Source organism: Nonomuraea sp. NPDC051191 (genome assembly GCF_044455665.1).
Taxonomy (GTDB): Bacteria; Actinomycetota; Actinomycetes; order Streptosporangiales; family Streptosporangiaceae; genus Nonomuraea.
This window is the reverse complement of the sequence record NZ_JBITEZ010000007.1, coordinates 529,107-549,455: the sequence shown is the minus strand read 5'-3', so window position 1 is coordinate 549,455 and position 20,349 is coordinate 529,107. Positions and strand designations below refer to the sequence as shown.

The 20,349-nt window shown below is 71.4% G+C and carries 14 protein-coding genes; 3 read left to right on the top strand and 11 right to left on the bottom strand.

From position 1 onward, the window contains the following. Positions 1 to 311 precede the first annotated feature (311 nt). Complete coding sequence (locus ACIA8R_RS23430; protein WP_357707233.1) at positions 312 to 1,337, top strand: AI-2E family transporter; 1,026 nt, start codon at positions 312 to 314, stop codon at positions 1,335 to 1,337. Here the strand turns inward: ACIA8R_RS23430 and ACIA8R_RS23425 are convergent. From ACIA8R_RS23425 to ACIA8R_RS23410, 4 genes are all read right to left on the bottom strand, one after another. Then, positions 1,314 to 2,219: a DUF6597 domain-containing transcriptional factor gene (locus ACIA8R_RS23425; protein WP_397040303.1), complete on the bottom strand. Its 906-nt coding sequence runs from the start codon at positions 2,217 to 2,219 to the stop codon at positions 1,314 to 1,316. The two genes, ACIA8R_RS23430 and ACIA8R_RS23425, sit on opposite strands and share 24 nt — an antisense overlap. 36 nt (positions 2,220 to 2,255) lie before the next feature. Beyond that, positions 2,256 to 3,110 carry a hypothetical protein gene (locus ACIA8R_RS23420; RefSeq protein WP_364099659.1) on the bottom strand — a complete coding sequence of 285 codons (855 nt, stop codon included), beginning with the start codon at positions 3,108 to 3,110 and terminating at the stop codon, positions 2,256 to 2,258. A gap of 85 nt (positions 3,111 to 3,195) precedes the next feature. Beyond that, positions 3,196 to 4,971, bottom strand: a complete 1,776-nt coding sequence (locus ACIA8R_RS23415; protein WP_397040301.1) for a hypothetical protein — start codon at positions 4,969 to 4,971, stop codon at positions 3,196 to 3,198. Further along, positions 4,968 to 6,029 (bottom strand): ATP-binding protein, encoded by a 1,062-nt coding sequence (locus ACIA8R_RS23410; RefSeq protein ID WP_397040300.1) that lies wholly within the window; start codon positions 6,027 to 6,029, stop codon positions 4,968 to 4,970. Before ACIA8R_RS23410 ends, ACIA8R_RS23415 begins: the two co-directional genes overlap by 4 nt. A gap of 244 nt (positions 6,030 to 6,273) precedes the next feature. On the opposite strand from ACIA8R_RS23410, the gene erm reads away from it, so the two are divergent. Next, entirely contained in the window at positions 6,274 to 7,104 is an 831-nt protein-coding gene (erm, locus tag ACIA8R_RS23405) for an ErmE/ErmH/ErmO/ErmR family 23S rRNA (adenine(2058)-N(6))-methyltransferase (RefSeq protein ID WP_397040298.1), read from the top strand. On the opposite strand, the gene ACIA8R_RS23400 is transcribed toward erm, so the two are convergent. Continuing rightward, positions 7,090 to 8,472, bottom strand: a complete 1,383-nt coding sequence (locus ACIA8R_RS23400; protein ID WP_397040296.1) for a hypothetical protein — start codon at positions 8,470 to 8,472, stop codon at positions 7,090 to 7,092. The genes erm and ACIA8R_RS23400 overlap by 15 nt on opposite strands. 117 nt (positions 8,473 to 8,589) lie before the next feature. Here ACIA8R_RS23400 and ACIA8R_RS23395 point away from each other — a divergent pair, with 117 nt between their 5' ends. Next, entirely contained in the window at positions 8,590 to 10,176 is a 1,587-nt protein-coding gene (locus ACIA8R_RS23395) for a molybdopterin-dependent oxidoreductase (protein ID WP_357707221.1), read from the top strand. On the opposite strand, the gene ACIA8R_RS23390 is transcribed toward ACIA8R_RS23395, so the two are convergent. The 6 genes from ACIA8R_RS23390 to ACIA8R_RS23365 form a co-directional block, all read right to left on the bottom strand. Further along, complete coding sequence (locus tag ACIA8R_RS23390; RefSeq protein ID WP_397040294.1) at positions 10,163 to 11,989, bottom strand: chitinase; 1,827 nt, start codon at positions 11,987 to 11,989, stop codon at positions 10,163 to 10,165. The genes ACIA8R_RS23395 and ACIA8R_RS23390 overlap by 14 nt on opposite strands. Continuing rightward, positions 11,986 to 13,644 (bottom strand): carbohydrate binding domain-containing protein, encoded by a 1,659-nt coding sequence (locus tag ACIA8R_RS23385; protein WP_397040292.1) that lies wholly within the window; start codon positions 13,642 to 13,644, stop codon positions 11,986 to 11,988. The genes ACIA8R_RS23390 and ACIA8R_RS23385 overlap by 4 nt, the downstream gene beginning before the upstream one ends. A 77-nt stretch (positions 13,645 to 13,721) precedes the next feature. Next, entirely contained in the window at positions 13,722 to 15,410 is a 1,689-nt protein-coding gene (locus tag ACIA8R_RS23380; RefSeq protein WP_357707216.1) for a fibronectin type III domain-containing protein, read from the bottom strand. Further along, positions 15,407 to 17,227, bottom strand: a complete 1,821-nt coding sequence (locus ACIA8R_RS23375) for a cellulose binding domain-containing protein (RefSeq protein ID WP_357707214.1) — start codon at positions 17,225 to 17,227, stop codon at positions 15,407 to 15,409. Before ACIA8R_RS23375 ends, ACIA8R_RS23380 begins: the two co-directional genes overlap by 4 nt. A 510-nt stretch (positions 17,228 to 17,737) precedes the next feature. Next, positions 17,738 to 19,567 (bottom strand): M14 family zinc carboxypeptidase, encoded by a 1,830-nt coding sequence (locus ACIA8R_RS23370; protein WP_364099685.1) that lies wholly within the window; start codon positions 19,565 to 19,567, stop codon positions 17,738 to 17,740. A gap of 73 nt (positions 19,568 to 19,640) precedes the next feature. After that, positions 19,641 to 20,333, bottom strand: a complete 693-nt coding sequence (locus ACIA8R_RS23365) for a nitroreductase family protein (RefSeq protein ID WP_357707212.1) — start codon at positions 20,331 to 20,333, stop codon at positions 19,641 to 19,643. Between the last annotated feature and the right edge of the window lie 16 nt (positions 20,334 to 20,349).

Sequence of the window (20,349 nt, the reverse complement as noted above, 5' to 3'; positions counted from 1 at the left end):
TTTCAGCCGTTCAAGTCTCTGTCAAATTGACCGGACTTGCTCGACCTGCGGTAATTAAGTCGCGCCCCGCTTCCGGGACAACCCCTCTAACTTACTCCCAGGCCCGATTCTTGTCGAATCGACCTTCCGTGGACGCGGACGTCCGCCGGAGTGGCAGTGTCTGGAGATGGCCCCCGAGTGAGGCCGACGATCAACGCCGTCCTCGTGGGACTGGTGAACTCTATGTACGGCTCCCGGAACCGTCAAATCGGCGGCCCGCCCCTCGCCGACAAGGCATGGTGGGTAGGTATTCCGGCGTGCGAGATCAAGCCGTGCCGAGAGCACTCATCCTCCTGGTGGGCATCGCCGGCGCGGTGATCGCCCTTTTCGGACTTCGCGAGATCAATTCCATCGTCGGGCCTGTCGTGCTGGCGCTCGTGCTGGTCATCGCCGTCGCCCCGGTCCGCAGTTGGCTGGCGGCCCGGCGGGCGCCCATTTGGGTCCAGGTGGCAGTGCCGTTCCTGATCGTGGTGCTGGTGCTGCTCGGCATGGTGGGCATCCTGACGATCTCCGCCACCCAGCTCGCGTCACTGCTGCCGACGTACGCCAAGCAGTTCGAGGAGCTGCTGGCCGCGTCGGAGCACTGGGCCGGCACGCACGGTCTGGGCAACGACGTGCTGGGCCGGGCGGTGCGGGCGCTCGATCCCGGCAGGATGCTGGGGCTGGCGCAGAGCCTGCTCGGCAGCCTGATCGGCGTGCTGTCGAGCCTGTTCCTCATTGTGGTGCTGCTGCTGGCGATGTGCCTCGACGCACCGGCGACGGCGCGGATCCTCACCACCGGGGAGGGGAACAGGCCGCAACTGGTGACGGCGCTGGCGACGTTCGCGCACAAGACGCGGCGGTATCTCATCGTCTCGACCGTGTTCGGGCTGATCGACGCCGTTCTCGACGTCATCGTGCTGTCGTTGCTGGACGTGCCGTTGCCGCTGTTGTGGGGGGTGCTGGCGTTGATCGCGAACTACATCCCGAACATCGGGTTCGTCATCGGGCTGCTGCCACCCGCGCTGCTGGCGCTCCTGCACGGCGGTGTGAAGACGATGGTGCTGGTCGTCGTGGCGTACATCGTCATCAACGTGGTCACGCAGTCGTTCATCATGCCCAAGTTCCTGGGGGACGCGGTGGGGCTCTCGACCACGATGACGTTCCTGTCGCTGATCGTGTGGACGTTCATGCTGGGGCCGCTCGGCGCGATCCTGGCGATTCCGCTCAGTCTTCTGACGCGGGCGTTGCTGATCGACAGCGATCCGAGCGCGAAGTGGGCGCAGGCGCTGGTGTCAGGGAAGATGCCGAACGGGTGAGACCAGGCGGCCCAGCGGGACGCCGCTCAGCCGCTTCACGTCATGGGACAGGTGGGCCTGGTCGGCGTAGCCGGCGCGGACCGCCACCTCCGCCGGTGGCACGCCCGCGCGGGCCAGGGTGAGCGCGCGCTGGAAGCGGACGATGCGCTGGAGGGTCTTGGGCGAGTAGCCGAAGGAGGCGACGCTGCGGCGGTGGAGCTGGCGTTCGCTGAGGCCGAGGGTCCAGGCGACGTCGCGCACGCTGCGGCCCATGCGCAGCGCCCTCGCGATGGCGGGCGCGGCCGGGTCGGGGTCGGGGGCCTCGCGCAGGCGGGCCACGACGGCGGCGCGCATGGCGGCCAGGCGCGCCGCCATGCCGGCGGGGTCGGTATCGGTACGGGCCCTCCACGAGGCGGTCGGCGCACCCTCCCGGCGGGAGGCGGCCCCGGCGGGCTCGAAGGCCGCGCCGCCAGGCGCGAAGGCGTCGGACGCGAGCCCCGTTCCAACGGACGCGAGCGCCGGGCCCGGTGCGAGAGCCGACTCAAGTGCGAAGGCCGGATCCGACGCGAAGGGCTGGGCGAGGGTCGGGTCGGTCAGGACGGTGAGGGCGGGGAGGTCTGGCAGGGGGACGCGGCGGTCGAGGAGCTCGTGGACCGGGACGCCGAAGACGGCCCCCACCGCGCCCGGCCGGAAGCGGACTCCGACGAAGGTGTCACCCGCCGCCATCGGGGTCGGCACCGGCCCGGTGTCGGGGCCGGCCACGAAGAGGCCGCCGGGACCCCAGACGAGGTCGACGCAGGCGTCGGGCACCACGAGTTGCGTGGTGTCGCCCTCGCTGACCTGCTGCCACACGCACACGACACGGCCGGCGAGGTCGTCGCCCGGGTGTCGTTCCGCGTACATGCGTCCAACGTATGCGACGCCACCGACAGAACCGGTTCAGGCGGGCAGGCGGCCGTACGCGCGCAGGGTCTTCAGGTGCTGGACGGTCAGGTAGCCCGCCCATTCGTGCGCCACGATCGGGGTCCAGACGGCCCAGTTCGGGTACCAGCCGCCTTCCTCGTCCTGGCCGCCGGCCAGGGCGTCGAGGTGGACGTCGAGGATGGCGGCGTCGAAGAGGGGCAGGGCCGACGGCGTGGGGGCGAGGTCGAGCGGATAGTGCACCGCGCCGTCGGCGTGGGTGTCGAAGGTGACCGTGGCCAGGACGGCCTCGCGCAGGCGGGCGAATTCGGCCAGCGCCCGTTCCCGGTCGGGGACGTGTTCGAGGAACACGAGGAGGGCGCGGGCCTCGTACGAGGTGGTCTGCGTGAGCGTGGCGATGCGTGACCAGCAGAAGTCGGTCGCGGGCCCGAGCCAGGGGTGGGTGACGCCGTGCTTGTGCAGGAGCCCGGCGAGCGCGGCGGTGGGGTTGAGGTTGCCGGGCGGGTCGTCGTCGGTCTGCCACCAGGGCGCGCGCGGCGTGTCGCGGACGGACGGCAGCACGAACGGCACCCCTCCCCCGGCGGCCGTGATGCCGACCAGGTAGTCGCAGGCGGCGGCGACCATCGGGGAGTCGAAGGCGTCGAGCTCGTCGAGGATCCAGAAGGCGACCTCGACCGGCTGCGGCTGGCTGCCGGCGCCGCGCAGGTCGGGCTCAAGGGCGTTGCCGAAGCCGCCGTCGGCGTTCTGGTGGCAGCGCAGGGCGTCGAGCACGCGGTCGCGGGAGCCGGAGGCGAACAGGGCCTCGAACCGCAGCCGGTCGAGCAGCCTGCCGTGCAGGCGGAGGAAGTGTGCTGCCCGGTCAAGTGTGTCCATGTCGTCCTCCGTCGTTGGGCGCTTGCCTTGGCGAAGCTACCCGACCGGGCGGGACGGGCTCTTGTAGGAATCGGACACGCCGGGGTCACTTCATGTGGAAGACCGGGCCGCGCGGTCGGAAGGGCAGCGGCGCGCCCTGCGGCACGAGGAAGGCGTGCTCGCGGCGGATGCGCAGCACGTCGCACTGGCCGTCGGTGATCAGCAGGATCGGGCCGTCGGGCGGGAAGTCGTCGGCGCGTTCGAGCAGCTTGACGCCGGGCTGGAGGATCGTGCCGCCCCGGCCGCGTACCCTGACCCGGCCGGCGATCTCCTCGACCGGCAGGTAGCCGGCGTCGTAGGCCATGGCGTCGCAGAACACGACCCTGGCCCGCGGCACGTCGCGGGCGGCGGCGTAGGAGGCGATGGCGCCGAGCGCCTTGCCGAGCAGCCTGACGTCCATGGAGCCGGAGGTGTCGAGCACGACGCCGAACGTCTTCTTCCGCACGACCTCCTCGGGCCGTACCCGGCCGGGGCGCGGGATGCCGGGGCTGGAGGCCTGGCGGCGGGAGGCGCGGGCGTACGAGCGGCGCGTCTCCTCGGGCTGGAAGTGCTCGTCGAACCAGCGGGCGAGCTGGGCGTCCCAGGGCAGGGGCGGCTGGTCGAGCGCGCGGATCTCCTGTTCGAGCCCGGCGGGCAGCAGGCCGCGTCCGCTGGAGTGGTGGTAGGCCAGGCCGGTGGACAGGGCGTTGCGGTAGTAGTCGTCGAGGTCGACGTAGTCGTGGGCCTGGCGGGGCGGGCGGTCGAGCACGTCGCCGGCGCCCTGGCCGCGCAGGGTGGCCAGCTTGCGCATGCGCCGCAGGTCTCCGGCGATCCGGTCGTAGACGGCCTCGGCGGACATCGCGCCGAGCGACTGGTCGAACAGCAGCCCTTCGGGCATCTCGCCGACGCCCATCTCGACCAGCCAGCCGTTGATCACGTAGTCGCAGGCGACGTTCCACAGGTACGGGTCGCGCATGCCGACCCGTTCGCCGTGCCGCAGGGCGGCGTGCAGCATCTCGTGGGCCAGCACGAAACGCCATTCGTGCTCGGTGTGCGCGGCCAGCGGGTTGACGTAGATCTCGCCCGCCTCGGCGCTGACCGCGGCGATCGCGATGTCCCAGGCCCTGGCCAGCTCGGCGTCCGAGACGACCCTCATCCCCGCGGCCAGCGCGCCGAGCAGCGGGTACGACGACATGAACCAGCGCAGCGCGTTGTCCCAGGGACCCTTGACGTGGCCTTCGGCAGGGGTGCGCGGCGCGCCCACGCGGTCGAGCGCGGACGTAGCGGACCAGGCGATGCCGATCGCGAACGCGCGCTGGAAGTCGAAGTGCGCGGCGTCCTCCTCGGTGCCGACGTGGAAGTCGGGCAGGCCGAGCGGCTGGAAGCGGGGCGGGACGCCGATCCTGCGCCATCGTTCGGACAGCGTGACCTCGTCCTCCTCGGGCAGCTCGTCGGGCAGCGGCGCGGGGCAACGTCCGATCTTGACCGTGCGGAGGAAACGATCGACCGCCACGCAGCAGGCGGCGTGGTAGGCGGGCTCGGGCAGGTGGCCGTCGACGTCCTTGGGCGCGCAGACGCGCGGGTCGGCGTGGCCGAAGCCCAGGTGGAGCAGCAGGTGGGCGAAGACCCACGCCCACTCCTCGGCGGGGGCGCGGCGCTTGGAGTGGAAGGTGACGTCGCCGTCGTCGCCGACGACCGCCCACGTCTCGGGTGACAGCCGGCAGTCGGCGTCCTCCAGCAGGGTGTTGCGGAAGCCGGCGAACATCGGGTGGCGCTTGACGGCGGCCCAGCCGTTCATGACCTCGGCCCGCCAGGGGTCGACCTTGGGCTTGCGGCGGCTCACGAGCGGGCCGCCATGAGCCGGGGCACGTCCCTGCCGATCTCGACGAGGAACCACGTGGGCAGCGCGGGCGCGCCGTCCGCGTCGTTGGCGATGACGAGCTGGGCGCATTCGAGGGAGATCTTGGCCAGCTCGACGAGCAGCGTCTTGGCACGGAAGCCCAGGTCGCGGCCGCGGGCGGAGGCGCCGCGCTTGTCGGCGGGCAGTTCCTTGATCAGGCGGGCGCGGAAGGTCTCGGCCAGGAAGTAGAGCAGGTCGCGCTCCTCGGGGCGGCGCGGCCAGGGCGCCTCGCCCTTGAGCACGGCGTCGAGGTCGTAGGCGTGCCGGACGGTCTTGACGTAGGCGCGGAAGGCCGAGGCGTGGGCGGTGGTGAGGGTGCCGAAGGCGAGCATCGCGATCGTGTCGTCGCCGACGTCGTCGCCGTAGGAGGTGAGCACGTCGGAGAGCATGTGCCAGGCGCGCGGCGAGGAGAACGGCTCCTCGGTCTTGGGCGGCGGGCTCCACAGGTGGTCGGGGCGCTGGACGAGGTGGTCGACGATCCACGGGTGGATGCCAGCGTCCGCCGCCCACTTCAGCCAGTCGTCGGCCGAGGCGCGCAGGTGCACGTGGACGAGGCGGTTGATCAGGGCCGAGGCCATCGGGCGGGCCAGCGCGTTGTCGGTGGCCCGGTTGCCGGCGCCGATCACGACCGAGCCGGGGGGCAGCTCGTACGCGCCGATGCGGTGGTCGAGGATCAGCGAGTAGAACGCCTTCTGCACCTCGGGCGCGGAGGCGTTGAGCTCGTCGAGGAACAGGCAGTAGGGCTCGTCGCGGGCGATCGACTCCGGGGGCGCGAACCGGCTGCGCCCGCCGACCAGCTCGGGCACGCCGATCAGGTCCTCGGGGGCGAGCTGGGTGCCGAGCAGGGTCACGCACTCCAGGCCGAGCGAGGCGGCGAACTCGCGTACCAGCGAGCTCTTGCCGATGCCGGGGGCGCCCCACAGGAAGACGGGACGGACGACGGCGACGTGCAGCAGCACCTCCGGGAGCTGCGCCGGGGTGACCGTGACCGTTGCCTGCATGCGTCCCAGGGTGACGAACCGGGCGCGGCGCCGCATCACATTTATTCGTTTGCCCGGGTGGCGCGGACCGGCCTACTGTCGGCGCCATGCATTCCACGTTCTGCACGGCGTTCTGCACCGTGTTCATCCGCATCCGCCACGGCCGGGCTCTGGCCCGCTAGCGGACGACTGACACCGCGCGTCCGCCGGCGCGCCCAGGGCCCTTCGAGACCTGTTCATCTCGAGGACCCGAAAGGGCAGTGCTGTGGCGCAGAACTTCGCGCACGGAAACTATTCACACACCCAGAAGAACGTCAGGAACGGCGGGGGCGGCGGTCGCACGCCCACCGACCGGCTCAGGCGTGAGCTCTCGCAGAACTTCCTGGCCGACCGGCACGCCGTGGACCTGATGGTCAAGGCGGCGGCGCCCGAGGGGCTGGTGCTCGAACCCGGCTCGGGGCCGGGCGCGCTCACGCTGGCGCTGGCCGAGGCCGGGGCGCACGTGATCGGGTACGAGCTCGACCCCCGGCTCGCCGGGCGGCTGGCCTCGCTCACGCGCGACGATCCCCGGATCGAGGTGGTCAGGGGTGACTTCACGGCCGCGCGGGCGCCGCGTGAGCCGTTCGCGGTCGTGGGCAACATCCCGTACTCGATCACGTCGAGGATCGTCGACTGGTGCCTGCGGGCGCGGGAGCTGACCTCGGCGACGTTGCTCACGCAGCGGGAGTACGCGCGCAAGCGCACCGGCGACTACGGCCGGTGGAGCCTGGTCACGGTGTCGTCGTGGCCGTGGTTCGACTGGCGGCTCGGCGACACGATCGGCAGGGAGAGCTTCCGTCCCGTGCCGTCGGTGGACTCGGCGATCCTGCGCGTGCAGCGGCGGCCCGAGCCGCTGGTGAGCGATCGTGCCGGCTACCTGGAGCTGGTGGAGCTGGGCTTCGGCGGGGTCGGCGGCTCGGTGCGCGCCTCCCTGCGTACGCGCCACCGAGGGGTGGACGCGGCGCTCGGCGAGGCGGGTGTGGCCCGCGACGCCGTCGTGGGCCACGTGCACCCGGACCAGTGGGTGGCCGTGTGGCGGCGGCTAAACCGCCGTTGAGGTGATCCTCGGCGGGACGGTGGCGACCCTGTCCTGGGCCGTCGACACACGACGGTTCCAGGGCATGGCCAGCAGCAGCACCGGCAGCAGCACGATGGAGGCCCGCGACCAGTCGCGGTGGAGGAACCACCAGTCGTTGGTGCTGAACTGCGTCATGTACAGGTAGCCGTAGGCGGCCCAGAAGGAGACGCCGACGATGGCCGGCCAGGCCCACCTGGTCGGCCTGGCCACCAGGAACGGCATGAACCACAGCAGGTACTGGGCGCCTAGGCGGGGCGTCATGACCATGAAGACGAGCAGGATGGCCGTGGTCAGGTCGATCGGGTCGGCCCGCCGCCACAGCAGCAGGACGACGATGACGCTGCCGTAGATGAGCTTCGTGCCGAACGAGGCCAGCTCCGGCATCAGGGCCCAGTCGCCGCCGGTGAACCACGGCGTGTAGCCCCATTCGCCGACGATCGGGCGGATGTCCTGGATCGTACGGATGACTGCGGGGATCTGGTCGAGCGTGGTGCCCGCGAAGATCGGCGAGGTGACCAGGAAGAACACCGGGACCAGGCCGGTGACGACGAGCGCGGCGATCCTGGCCCGCAGGTGGGGCAGGAGCAGCAGCATGCCGGGGATCAGCCAGATCGGCCAGCTCTTGGCACACAGCGCGAGGCCCATCAGCAGCCCGGCCAGCAGGGCGCGCCGCAGGTCGGCCCGGTCGCCGGAGCCGGGCATGAGGGCGCGGCGCAGCATGCCGCCGCGGCCGAGCACCCTGCGCACCGAGGTGCCGACGCCGTAGGCGGCCACGCCCTGGCGCACCCTGGCGACGACGTCGGTGGTGAGGCCGGGACGGTCGGGGGCGCCGGGGCCGCGGGCGACCACGAACGCGGCCACGCCGAACACGAGCGCGACCGGCTCGACCTGGCCGTGGACGCTGGCAATGAGCAGGGCCAGCGGGTTGAGCGCGTACTGGAGGGCGCGCAGGGACGCCTTGGGGCCGCCGGCCAGCTTGGCGACCAGCGGGATCAGCACGATGTCGGCGACCACGGTGACCAGGCGGCCGGCGTACTCCCAGGGGATGCCGAGCCACAGCAGGATGCCGTAGACGTAGGGGATGGTCGGCAGGAAGTGCCAGCCGCCCTCGCTGGCCAGGACCGGGTCCTTGCCCTGGAGCACCGCCTCGCCGGCGGGCTTGAAGCTCTCCATGAAGTCGACGGGTTGCCATGAGTCGATCGCGGAGGTGTACATGATCAGCACCCGGACGGCGATGCCGACGAGGACGGCGGCCCAGAGGGGCGGTCTCCAGTCGCGCCACTGCGCGACGAGGGCGAACACGACACCGGCGACGAGGACTATCCCCGTGAGAACTGCGTAATCCATGGCGGCCCCTAGCCTGCCGTAACAATCTGAGTGCCGCCACCAGCGCTTCCAATTCTTATCCCCGACATGCGGACACGTAACGCGATAGAACATGACTGTCTGTGTTGAACTTTTTCCATGGGGGGATCGCAGGTCAACCAGGCACTGGTCAGGCTCTATTTCGAGGTGAGGGACGGGGTCCGTGACCCGGTCGCGGCCTGGGCGAAACTCACAGGGAACTCTCAGGTCTACCGCGCCCGGCGTGGCGAACGGCGCGTCCCGCTGGACGACGCCACGGCGGCCGAGCTGGCGGCGGCGGCGATCGTGCACACCGCGTCCGAGCACGGTGCGGACCGGGTGGCGGCGCTGGCCACGTCGCCGCTGGCCGGGCTGGTGGACGGGCTGGGCGGCGCGCTGCTGACCGAGCATCCGTGCGCGTCGGAGCAGGTGCTCGGGCCGCGGTTCACGGGGCCGGGGGCCGAGGACTGGGCGCGGGCGGCGTACGTGCTGCTGTGGGGCGAGAACAACCGGCTGGCCCGGACGGCGGACACGCCCTGGGTGATCGCCGGGCGGTACAAGGGCCAGAAGGTGGTGGCGATCGGCACCCATCCGACCCGGCTGTCGGACGAGACGCTGGTCGTGCGGCCGGGCACGGACGGCGCGCTGGCCATGGCGATGGGACACGTGCTGCTGAAGGAGTTCTTCCTCGACCGGCCGCCGTTCGCCGCGCACGCGATGGAGCACACGGACCTGCCGTTCCTGGTGCGGCTGCGGGAGCGTGAGGACGCGTACGTGCCGGGCGGGCTGCTCGGCCGGGCCTGCGACCGGCTCAGCCTGTACGGCGGCGAGGCGGTGCAGGTGCTGCTGCCGCGCTTCGACTTCGGGCCGGGCGTGCTGCGGCGCGGCGTGCCGGTCGTCCGGGACGGCGGCGAGCTGGTGACCACGGTGTTCGACCTGCTGCTGGCCGCCTACGGCGTGGCGCGGGACGGGCTGCCGGGGGTGTGGCCGCAGGGGTACGGGGACCGGGAGCCGTACACGCCGGGCTGGCAGGAGATCTACACCGGGGTGGCCGCCTCGCGGACCGTGAAGACGGCGCGGGAGCTGGGCGTGACGGCGGAGAAGACCGGCGGGCGGTGCATGATCGTGCCGGGACGGCTGGAGACGCCGCACGCCGACACCGCCTACCGGGCGATGCTGGCGCTGCTGGTGCTGACCGGGTGCGGCAGCGGGTGGGCGCAGCCGGCGGGCGGGGCGGGGATCCCGCTGGTGCCGTACCTGTGCCTGCACGCCTGCGGCGAGGACCGCGCGGACGTGGGCGCGCTGAGCTGGGCCCTGTGCGAGGGCCTGTTCGCGCGCCGCACGTCGCGTTCGGTGCTGCTGGAGGCGGTGCGCGACGGGTGGCCGATGGCCCCTTCGCCGCGCGTGCTGGCCATCCCCCGGCCGATCTACCCGCTGCCGCCGGAGGTGGACCTGCTCATCGGTCCCGACGAGCAGTGCGACCTCGCGCCGCCGGACGCGGGCCTGGTGGCCGAGGCGGTCACCAGGCTGGCCGGGCGGACGTCCCGGGCGGACCCGGACGGCACGCCGGCGGACGGGCGCATGCGCCTGCTGGTCGACCACGCCTGGATGCACGAGTACGGCGAGGCGCTGCCGACCTACCGTCCGCCGGGGTTGGGGGTGCCGCTCAAGCCCACCCAGCTCGTCCGGCCGTTCACAGGCCGTTGAGATAGGCCCGGTGGTTCCGTGAGAACTCGAAGGCGTTGTACCTGTCCCAGTTGATCGACCAGGTCATCAGGCCGCGCAGGTTCGGGTAGACCCCGCGTGGCCGGTAGGAGCCGCAGTTGCTGCCCTTGGCCAGGCAGTCGAACGCCTTCTGGACCTCGGCGACGGTGGTGAACCCGTTGCCCGCGTTGGGCGAGGCGGGCAGTCCGATGGCCACCTGGTCCTGGCGCAGCGGCGGGAACACGTTGCCGGCGTTGCCCATGATCGGGAAGCCGGCCAGCAGCATGTCCGTCATGGCGACGTGGAAGTCGGCGCCGCCCATCGTGTGGTACTGGTTGTCCAGGCCGGTGATCGGGCCGGAGTTGTAGTCCTGCACGTGCAGCAGGGTGAGGTCGTCGCGCAGGGCGTGGATGACCGGCAGGTAGGAGGCGGCCCTGCTGTCGGCCGAGCCGTTCGGGCCGGGGCCGTAGAACTGGTAGCCGAGCTGCACGAAGAACGTCTCGGGCGCCATGGTGAGCACGAACTTGGCGCCGTAGCGGCTCTTGAGCGAGCGCAGCGCGGAGATCAGGTTGACGACGACGGGCGTGGTGGGGTTGGCCAGGTTCGTGTCGCCCTGGTTGAGGTAGAGGGAGTGGCCCTCGAAGTCGACGTCGAGGCCGTCGAGGCCGTACCTGTCGATGATGGCCGCGACCGACTCGACGAACTTGTCCCTGGCGGCCGTGGTGGTGAGCTGCACCTGGCCGTTCTGGCCGCCGATGGAGATGAGCACCTTCTTGCCCTGGGCCTGCTTGGCCTTGATGGCGGCGACGAAGTCGGCCTCGGGCTCGACGTTCGGGCACTCGGCGACCGGGCACTGGCGGAAGCGGATGTCGCCGGAGGTCACCGAGGTGGGCTCGCCGAAGGCCAGGTTGATGACGTCCCACTCGGCGGGGACGTCGGCCATGCGGATGTAGCCGGAGCCGTTGGCGAAGGAGGCGTGCAGGTAGCCGACCATGACGCGCTTGGGCAGGCCGCCGCCGCCCCCGCCGCCGGTCGTGGTGGTGCCGGTGGCCTCGGGGGTGTAGGCCGAGCAGTTGCCGGCCGCGTCGCAGGCCCGGACCTTGAAGCGGTAGGTGGTGGAGGCGCTGAGGCCGGTGGCGGTGTGGCTGGTGCCGGTCGCGGCGACCGGGGAGCCGCCGTCGCGGGAGACCTCGTACCGGTCCACGCCGACGTTGTCGGTGGAGGCCGACCAGGTGGCGGTGAGCGTGCTGCTCGTCGCGCCGCCGACGGTCAGGTTGCCGGGGACGGTGGGAGCCTGGGTGTCTCCGCCTCCTCCGCCGCCGGGTGCGCCGTCCAGGACGACGTCGTCGGCGACGTAGGCGCTCTGGCCGTACCAGGAGTTGAGGTAGATGGTGACGGACGTGGTGGTGGCGCCGGTGGTGAACGTGGTGCGCAGCTGCGTCCAGGTCGAGCCGGGCGAGCCCCAGGTCTGGGGGTCGGTGCCGCCGGTGCCGGTCGCGCCGAGGAAGACGTAGCCGCCCTGCACCCAGGCCGACAGCGTGTACGACGACGACGGCTGCACCTTGATCTGCTGCTGGCAGCGGGCGAGGTCGGCGCCCGCCGGGGTGGCCCGCAGGGCCTTCGTCCCGCCGTGGACGGGCGAGGTGACGGCGGCGGCGCCGGAGGAGGCGCTGCAGGTCCAGCCGGTCAGCCCGTCCTCGAAACCGGGATTGACGGCGATGTTGGCCGCCAGGGCGGGAGTGGCGGTCAGTCCCGCCGTACCGAGGGCGAGCGCGACCGCCGCCACGGCGGTGCGCCACCTGAAGATGCCGCTCATCCGGTGAACCCCTTGAAGATGTTCGTGAACTCGTAGGGCGACTGGGAGGTCCCGCTGCAGGTCGGGGAGACCTGGCCGTTGGGGCAACCGCCGTTGTCGCGGGCGGCGGACCAGAAGCCGACGAATCCGATGTGGTTGCTGTTGGCCCAGGTCAGGAGCTTGCGGGCGTCGGCCTGGGTGGTGGTCATGCCGGTGTCGTTCTTGCCGATCATGGGGGTGACGCCGAGCGCGCGCCTGAGCTGGGCGTCGCTCTTGGCGGGCCAGACGCCCTTCATCTGGCCGAGCGTGGCCTGGGCGGCGGCGGTCATCGCGTCGCCCCAGTTGCCGGTGTAGCCGAAGTTCATCAGCATCGGGTTGACGATCACGTCGAGGCCCTTGGCGGCGGCGTCCTGGAGGATCTGCAGCGAGAACGGGTCCACGCCGTAGTCCTGGCCCTGCACGCGCAGCGTGTAGCTGATCACCGTGCCGCGTTCGGTCTGGAGCTGCTTGAGCGCGGTGTTGACCTTGCTCGCGTCGATGCTCGCCTCGACGTCGACGTCCAGGTGGTTGGTGCCGACGGTGTCGAGCACCTTCTTGTAGGCGGCCAGCAGCGCCGCCGAGGTGCCGCAGGCGTGCTCCAGGTACGGTCCGACCGCGCCGCCGCTGGCCACGACCACCTGGCCGCCCTGGGCCTGGAGTGCCTTGACGTCGTTGAGGATCCGGGTGTCGGCGAGCGGGATCGTGCCGCCCCAGGCCGGGTTGCAGCCGCTGCTGTCGCCGAGGACGAAGGCCAGCGTGTAGTTCTTCACGCCGGTCGCGGCGGCCGCGCTCACCAGGGACGGGCTGCTCATCGTGATGTCGATGTAGGGCGCGTACCTGATGTCGCCGGCGGGCGGGACGGTGTCCTTGGAGGTGCGGCCGCCGGCCGGGGCCGAGTAGGCCGAGCAGTTGCCGGCGGCGTCGCAGGCCCTGACGCGGAAGGAGTAGGCGGTGTCCGGCGTCAGGCCGGTCGCGGTGTGGCTGGTCGTGGTGACGGTGACGGGAGCGGCCTCGTCCCTGGAGACCTCGTAGCGGGCCACCGAGCCGGAGTCGTCGGTGGAGGGCGACCAGGTCACGGTGAGGCTGGTGCCGGTGGGGCCGCCGACGGCCACGCCGCCGGGGACGGTCGGCGCCTGGGTGTCGGGCGGGCCGCCGGGGCCGTCGAGGACGATGTCGTCGGCGGTGTAGGCGCTCTGGCCGTACCAGCCGTTGACGTACACGGTCACGGAGGTGGTGTTCGCGCCGGTGGTGAAGGAGGTCTTGAGCTGGCCCCACTGGTTGCCGGGGGCGCCCCACGTGCTGGCGTTGACGCCGGTGCCGGTCGCGCCGAGGAAGACGTAGGAGCCCTGGGCCCAGGCGGAGAGCTGGTAGGCGGTGCCGGGCTTGACGGTCACGGTCTGCTGGCATCGGGCGAGGTCGGAGCCCTGCGGGGTGGCCTGAAGGGCCTGGGCGCCGCCGTGTGCGGGGCTGGTGACGGCCTGCGCGCCGGCGGGGCACGTCCAGCCGCTCAGGCCGGACTCGAAGCCGGGGTTGGACAGGATGTTCGCGGCGGCGGCCGGGGTGGCGTGCAGGGCGGTGAGCCCCAGCGCGGCCAGGGTTGTGGCGGCCAGCCCGCGCAATCTGATGCGGGGTCTCATGGCGGGTCCTTTCGGGGGGTGCGGACCGCGCGCCGGTGCGGCCCGCCACCGAAGGGGTGGCGGGCCGCCTCAGCGGGTCAGAAACCAGCGGTGATCTTGGTGAACTCCCAGTTCTCCTGGGCGATGCCGCTGCAGTTCTCCGCGACGCCGCCACCCGGGCAGGGACGGTCGCGGTTGACCGACCAGAACGCGAGCCTGGTCAGGCCGTGGGAGTTGGCGTAGTCGCGGATCTGGGTCCAGGTGCTCTGGTTGGTGAGCTCCTGCTGGTCCGACAGGCCGTTCATGCCGGAGATGCCCATGTGCGCGTACGCCTGCGCGTCGGTCCAGCCCTGGGCGGTCTTCAGGGCGTTCTTGAGACCTTCGGCCGCGTTGACGGTGTTCTGGTACATGTTGGCACCGCCGCCGAAGTCGAACGGCATGATCGTGTAGTTGTCGATCGGCACCGCCAGCTCCTTGGCGCGGTTGATCAGGCGGGTGCCGTAGTAGGTCGGGCCGGTGGTCGCGGTGCCGAAGGTCACGGCGATCTTGACGTTCGGGTTGGCCGCCTTGACGATCTTGAGGGCGTTCAGGATGCGGTCCTGGACGGTCAGGTTCTCGAACTCGTCGGTGTTCTCGATGTCGAAGTCCACGACGGCCGGGCCGACGGCGTTGATGACCTTCTGGACCGCGCCGGCGAACAGCTCAGGCGTGGAGCAGTTCGGGCCGAGCTTGTTGCCCTGCCAGCCGCCGAAGGAGACCTGCACGCTGCCGCCGGCCGCCTTGATGGCCGAGATGGCCTGCGCGTCCTGGCCGCCGGACAGCGGGCGCTGCCCGTCCCAGGCCGGGTTGCAGCCGTTGCTGGCCAGGATGAACGCCATCGTGAACGACTTGATGCCGGTCGCGCTCATCACCGTGGTGGGAGAGGGCGGGTCGCCCCAGCCGGTGTAGAGGTAGGGGGCGCCGGGCATCTTGCCGCCGGTCGGGCAGCCGGTCGTGGTCGCCGAGACGTCACGTCCGGCCGACTCGCCCACCGAGTTGTACGCCTTGACCGTGTACGTGTGGCTCTGGCAGGCGCTCAGCCCGGAGATCGTCGTGCTGGTCCCGGTGACGTCGGCCTTCTGGGTCGCGCCCTCGTAGACGCGGTACCCGGTCACCGTGCCGGAGGAGGCGCCCCACGACAGCGCGATGCTGGTGTCGGTCACGGTCGTCGTGACCGTCCCGGGCTGGCCGGGCGCGCCGTTGCCGCCGGGGGTGGTGACGCTGAGCGCGTTGCTGACGCCGGACAGGTTCCCCGCGGCGTCGCGGGCCCGGACGGTGTAGCTGTAGGTGGTCGAGGCCGTCAGCCCGTTGTCGGTGTACGTCGTGCCGGTCGCGGTGCCGACCTGCGTGCCGCCGCGGTAGACGTTGTAGCCGGTCACGCCGACGTTGTCGGTGGAGGCGTCCCAGGCCAGGCCGGCGCTGGTGGAGGTGACGGTGGTCGAGCGGAGGTTGCCGGGCACCGAGGGCGGTGTGGGGTCGCCGCCGCCGCTGCCCTGCTTCCACAGCGCGGGCACGTTCGGCGGCTCCCAGCCGGGCTGGGAGGTGTGGCCCTGGAGGGCCACGTAGTCGACGCCGTTGTAGGTGACGGACGCGCCCGTGGCGTAGGCCGTCCACGGCGCCCAGGCGGCGGCCAGCTGCTGCTGGGCGGCGGCGCTGTAGGCGGTGGGGACGCCCGTGGCCAGGCCGGCCCCCGTGAGGGCGATGGCCAGGCCGGCCACCGAGGCGATCATCCTGCTACGTAATCTCATGGCATTCCCTGAAGGTGCGGCTTGACGGTCTTGGAGAAGGACCAGTTGTTGCTGGCGTCCCAGTTGATGGACCAGGTCATCGCGCCCCGGATGTCCGGGTAGGCGCGCGGCGGCACGAAGGATCCGCAACTGGTGCGCTTGGCCAGGCAGTCGAGCGCCTGGTTGACGAGGGAGGGCGAGACGACGCCGCCACCCGCGGCGCCGGGCCCGGCCGGCAGGCCCAGCGCCACCTGGTCGGGGCGCAGGCCGTTCTCCAGCTGGATGCAGGCCAGGGCGGTCATGAAGTTGACCGTCCCCTGCGAGTAGGCGGCGGCCTGGTCGCAGCCGAGCATGGAGCCCGAGTTGTAGTACTGCATGTTGACGACCGTGAGGATGTCCTTGATGTTCAGGGCGAGCTTGAAGTACTCCATCCCGGTCGACTGCATGTCGATGGTCTGCGGGGCCATCATGATGATCAGGCCGCTGCCCGCCTTCGAGCGCAGCGAGCGCAGGGCCTGGCCCATGTAGGTGGCGTTGAGGCCGTTCTCCAGGTCGATGTCCACGCCGTCGAAGCCGTAGTTCTGCATCAGCGCGTACACCGTGTCGGCGAACTTCGTCGCGGCCGTGCCGCTGGAGACCTGGACGCGGCCGGCCTCGCCGCCGACCGACAGGATGACCTTCTTGCCGCGCTGGTGCAGCGCCTGCACGTCGGCCTTGAACTGGGCGTCGGTGTAGCCGCCGAGCGCGGTGGACAGGCCCGGGTCGACCGAGAAGACGACCTCACCCGCGGTGGAGGTGGCCTCGCCGAAGGCGACGGCGACGACGTCGTACTCGTTGGGCACGGCCGACAGCTTCAGCTCGGTGGCGGCGTTGACGAAGTTGTGCCAGTAACCGGTGAGGAAGTGCTTCGGCAGCGGGTCCGTCGGGCAGCCCGGCGTGGTGAAGGAGGCGGCGTCGCTGGGCGGGCCGTCGCCGGTCGCGTTCGTCGCGGTGACCGTCACCGAGTACGCGGTGCAGGCGGTCAGGCCGGAGAGGGTGGAGGAGGTGCCGGTGACGGTGGCGACCAGGGAGCCGTTGAGGCGGACCTTGTAGCCGGTGGCCCCGGCGACCGCCGGCCAGGTGGCCGTGGCGCCGGTCTGGGACGTGCCGGTCACGGTGATCGGGCCGGCCTTGCCGGGCACGCCGGTGCCGCAGCCCGTGGTGGTCGCGGTCACGGCGTCACCGGCGGCCGACTCGCCCGCCGAGTTGTACGCCTTGACCGTGTACGTGTGGTTCTCGCACGTCCCGAGCCCGGAGATCGTCGCCGTGGTGCCGGTGACGGTGGCCTTGACGGCGCCGCCTTCGTAGACGCGGTAGCCGGTCACCGTGCCGGAGGAGGCGCCCCAGGAGAGGGCGATGCTGGTGTCCGTGCTGGTCGCGGTGGCCGTCCCGGGCTTGCCGGGGACCTCGACGGTCGAGCCGCCGCAGGAGGAGCCGTTCAGCGTGCAGCCGGTGATGCCGGGGAAGCTCCCCGGGGCGCCGTTGAAGCCGAAGCTCGTGCTCGCCCCGGCCGCCAGCGGCCCCGCCCAGCTCGGCGCGGTGAACGTGTAGTGCTGGCCGCTCCTGGTCATGACCGCGTCCCAGGCGGACGGGATGGAGAACCCGGCGGGCACGTCGAACTGCACGTTCCAGGTCAGGGAGGCGGTGGTGCCGTTGACGACGGTGACCTTGCCCTCGAAGCCGGACCCCCAGTCGGCGACCTTGACGAAGGTCGCGGTGGCGGCGGCGGCTTGGGCGGGCAGGGCCAGGAGACTCAGTGCGAGGGTCGCGAGCGCTAAGAAGATCGCGCGAAATCTCACTGTCGATTTCCGTTCTTCTGGCGTGCCGTACGGCTTGCACCGGGGGGTGAGAGCGCAAGCCGTACGGCACGGACCCGTGGAGATGAGACACGGGCCTTTTCGGGGGGTGTTCGGCGCAGGCCGGTGGAACGGGGGCTCATGGAGCTTGCAGCGGCAGTCAGAGCCGACGCGTGCGGGCCGGGCGGCACCGCCGCTCCCGCGGCCAGGAGAGAATGGGGGGGTGGCCACGCCCGCAGCGCCGGGGGCGTGGGAGAAGGGTCGTTCGAGCGGATGTCTCCGCAGCTCAGAAGCGAATCATGCGGGCGGCGAGCGAGTCATGGGCCATCCGATCCATGATTTCTTTTAGGAAAGTTTCCTAAGAGTTGTCGCGATCGTAGCCTTGACACCCATTGCTTACAAGACCCAATCCCGTGACGGCCCGCGACGTGCCGAAACGCGGGGCGCCGGCGCGAACGACGACGCCCCCTCGCCCGGACGGGGATCCGGAACGAGGGGGCGCTTGGGGTCAGGTCAGGGCTGCTGAGTGATCTTGACGTCGTCCACGCCGGCCTCCACCAGGGAGGCCCCCGAGGCGTCGGCCGCGTCGATGAGGATGCGGACCGTCTGGCCCGCGTACGGGGTGAGGTCGGCCGTCGCCACGGCCCAGGCGCCGTTGCGGTTGGCGGCCGCGCCGGCCTGCTGGAGCACGGTGGTCGTGGTGCCGCCGACCACCCGGACCCGGAAGTAGTCGGCGCTGGAGGCGTTCGAGCCGTGCGCCAGGTACCACGACAACGACAGGCTCAGCGTGCCCGTCGAGGGCAGCGTGATGGGCGGCGACTGGATCGAGCTGACGCCGCCGTCGAGGTCGTAGTCACCGGCGGCGGTTCCCGCCAGGCGGCCGGTCACCAGGTCGTTCGTGCCGCTGACCGTGGTGCCGAGCTGCTTGGCGCCCGAGGAGGTGGTCGCCTCGGGGTCGCCGCGCTCCCACGCGCCCGTGGTGGCGGTGTCGGTCCCGGACGGGTTCACCGTCCAGCCCGTCGCCGTCTCGAACGTGTCGGACCAGACCGTCGTCGGCGGCGTGCCGGTGCCGCAGTACTGGGCCTCCTTGCCGATGATCCGGTAGACGCAGTCGGAGTACTCCAGGAAGCGCAGCACGGCCTCCTTGTTGCGGGTGGTCTGCGGGACGATCTGCTCGTCCGGCGGGTAGAAGCCGGGGCTCGCGCCGACCGGATACATCTCGAACGTGAAGCTGAAGATCTTGTACGTGCCCCACATCCAGTCGTCGATCGTCCCGTCGGTGATGTAGAGGTCGCTGGACTGCTCGGGCGTGTAGTTGTTGGTGGCGGCCATGTTCTGGCCGAGCGTGGCGTGGGCGTCCCGGTCGTCCTGGGTCAGGCCGGGGGCCGTGTCGTTGTAGGTGAAGCCGTAGGGCCACAGGACCAGCTCGCTGTAGGTGTGCCAGTCGAGGTTCGTCCTGATCTGCTGCACGCCGCCGACGACCCGGCTGCGCACCCAGTCGGCCGCCGCCTTGACCTCGGGGGCCGACTCGCCGCTCGCGCCGCGGTAGGTCTCGCTGGAGGTCGAGCCCGAGGAGCCGCCGCAGCAGCCCCACTGGTAGGCCCAGTTGCGGTTGAGGTCGGTGCCGACGGCCGAGGAGCCGGAGTTCGGCTGCCGGTTCTTGCGCCAGGAGCGGTAGGTGCCGCTGGCGATGTCGTACTCACCGCCGTCCGGGTTGAGGTCCGGCATGATCCAGATCTCGCGGGTGTCGACCAGGTTCGTGATCCTGGGATCGGTGCCGTAGTTGTCGGCCAGCAGGTGCATGATGTACAGCGCCATCTCGACCGTGAGGTGCTCGCGGGCGTGCTGGTGGGCGGTGAACAGCACCTCGGGCTCGGCCTCGTCCGTGCCCACGTTGTCGCTGATCTTGACCAGGCGCATCGGCCGTCCCTCGTACGAGGTGCCGAACGTGCTCTGGCTCATGATCCCCGGATGCGACGCGACCAGGGTGTTGATCTCAGTCGTCATCTCCGCGTAGTTGTGGTAGCCGGAGTCCGACGGCGGGAAGTCGAACGCCCCGACGGCCGACGGGGGCGCCGGGCGCGGGGCCTCCGCCACCCGGTAGCCGAGCCGCCTGATGGCCGCGAGCTCCGTCGGCGTGGCGGTGACCAGCACCGAGTCCGCCTCCACCTCCTCGATGGCGGCGCCGGTCGCCGCCACGGCGCTGCGCTGCCGCGCGTCGGCCGGGCCCGAGACCCGGTACTGCTTGTTCGCCGGTGGCTCCGCACCGGCCCCGGCGCCGGTCATGCCGGTCAGGCAGACCATGCTCAGGACCGCCAGCAGGGTGAGTAATCGGCGTTTCACCTCGTCCTCCTCGCCCGCGCGGGACTGGGGGGTTTGACCCGCGCCTGAACCGAGAGTGAAGACGAACAGTGCCCTAGGAAAGGCCCAATTTTCCGTCGAACCGGATCAGCGTCTCTTCCAGCGGTTTCCTGGCAAGATCGGGCACTTCGGCATCGGGGGCGGCGTACCCGACGGGGAACAGGATGTAGGGCCGCTCGTTGGCCGGGCGTTCGCAGATGTCGGTGAGGAAGGCCATCGGGTTGGGGGTGTGGGTGAGCGTGGACAGGCCCATGGCGTGCAGGGCGGTGATGAACAGGCCGCAGGCGATGCCCACGCTCTCGTTGACGTAGTAGTGCTTGACCTTGCGGCCGCCGGGGCGCACGCCGTACTTCTCGGCGAAGCAGACCACCAGCCAGGGCACGACCTCCAGGTAGCCCTTGTCGGAGGTGGTCTCCAGCGGCGCCAGCGCCTCGCGCCACTCCTGCGGCAGCCGGCCGCCCTCGTAGTTGCGGCGCTCCTCCTCCTCGGCGGCCTCGCGGATGCGCCGCTTGGTCTCGGGGTCGCCGATCGCCACGAACTTCCACGGCTGCTGGTGCGCGCCCGACGGCGCGGTGTTGGCCGCCCGTACGGCCAGCTCGACGCACCGGTACGGCACCGGCTCGTCGCTGAAGAAGCGCACGCTGCGCCGCCGGTCGGCCAGCGCGTGGAACTCCTCCCCGCGCTTGATCATCTCGTCGGCGTCGTAGCGTTCGGGCCGGTAGGGGACGAACGGATACTGGTGCTCCATAAGATCCGCAGTCTCC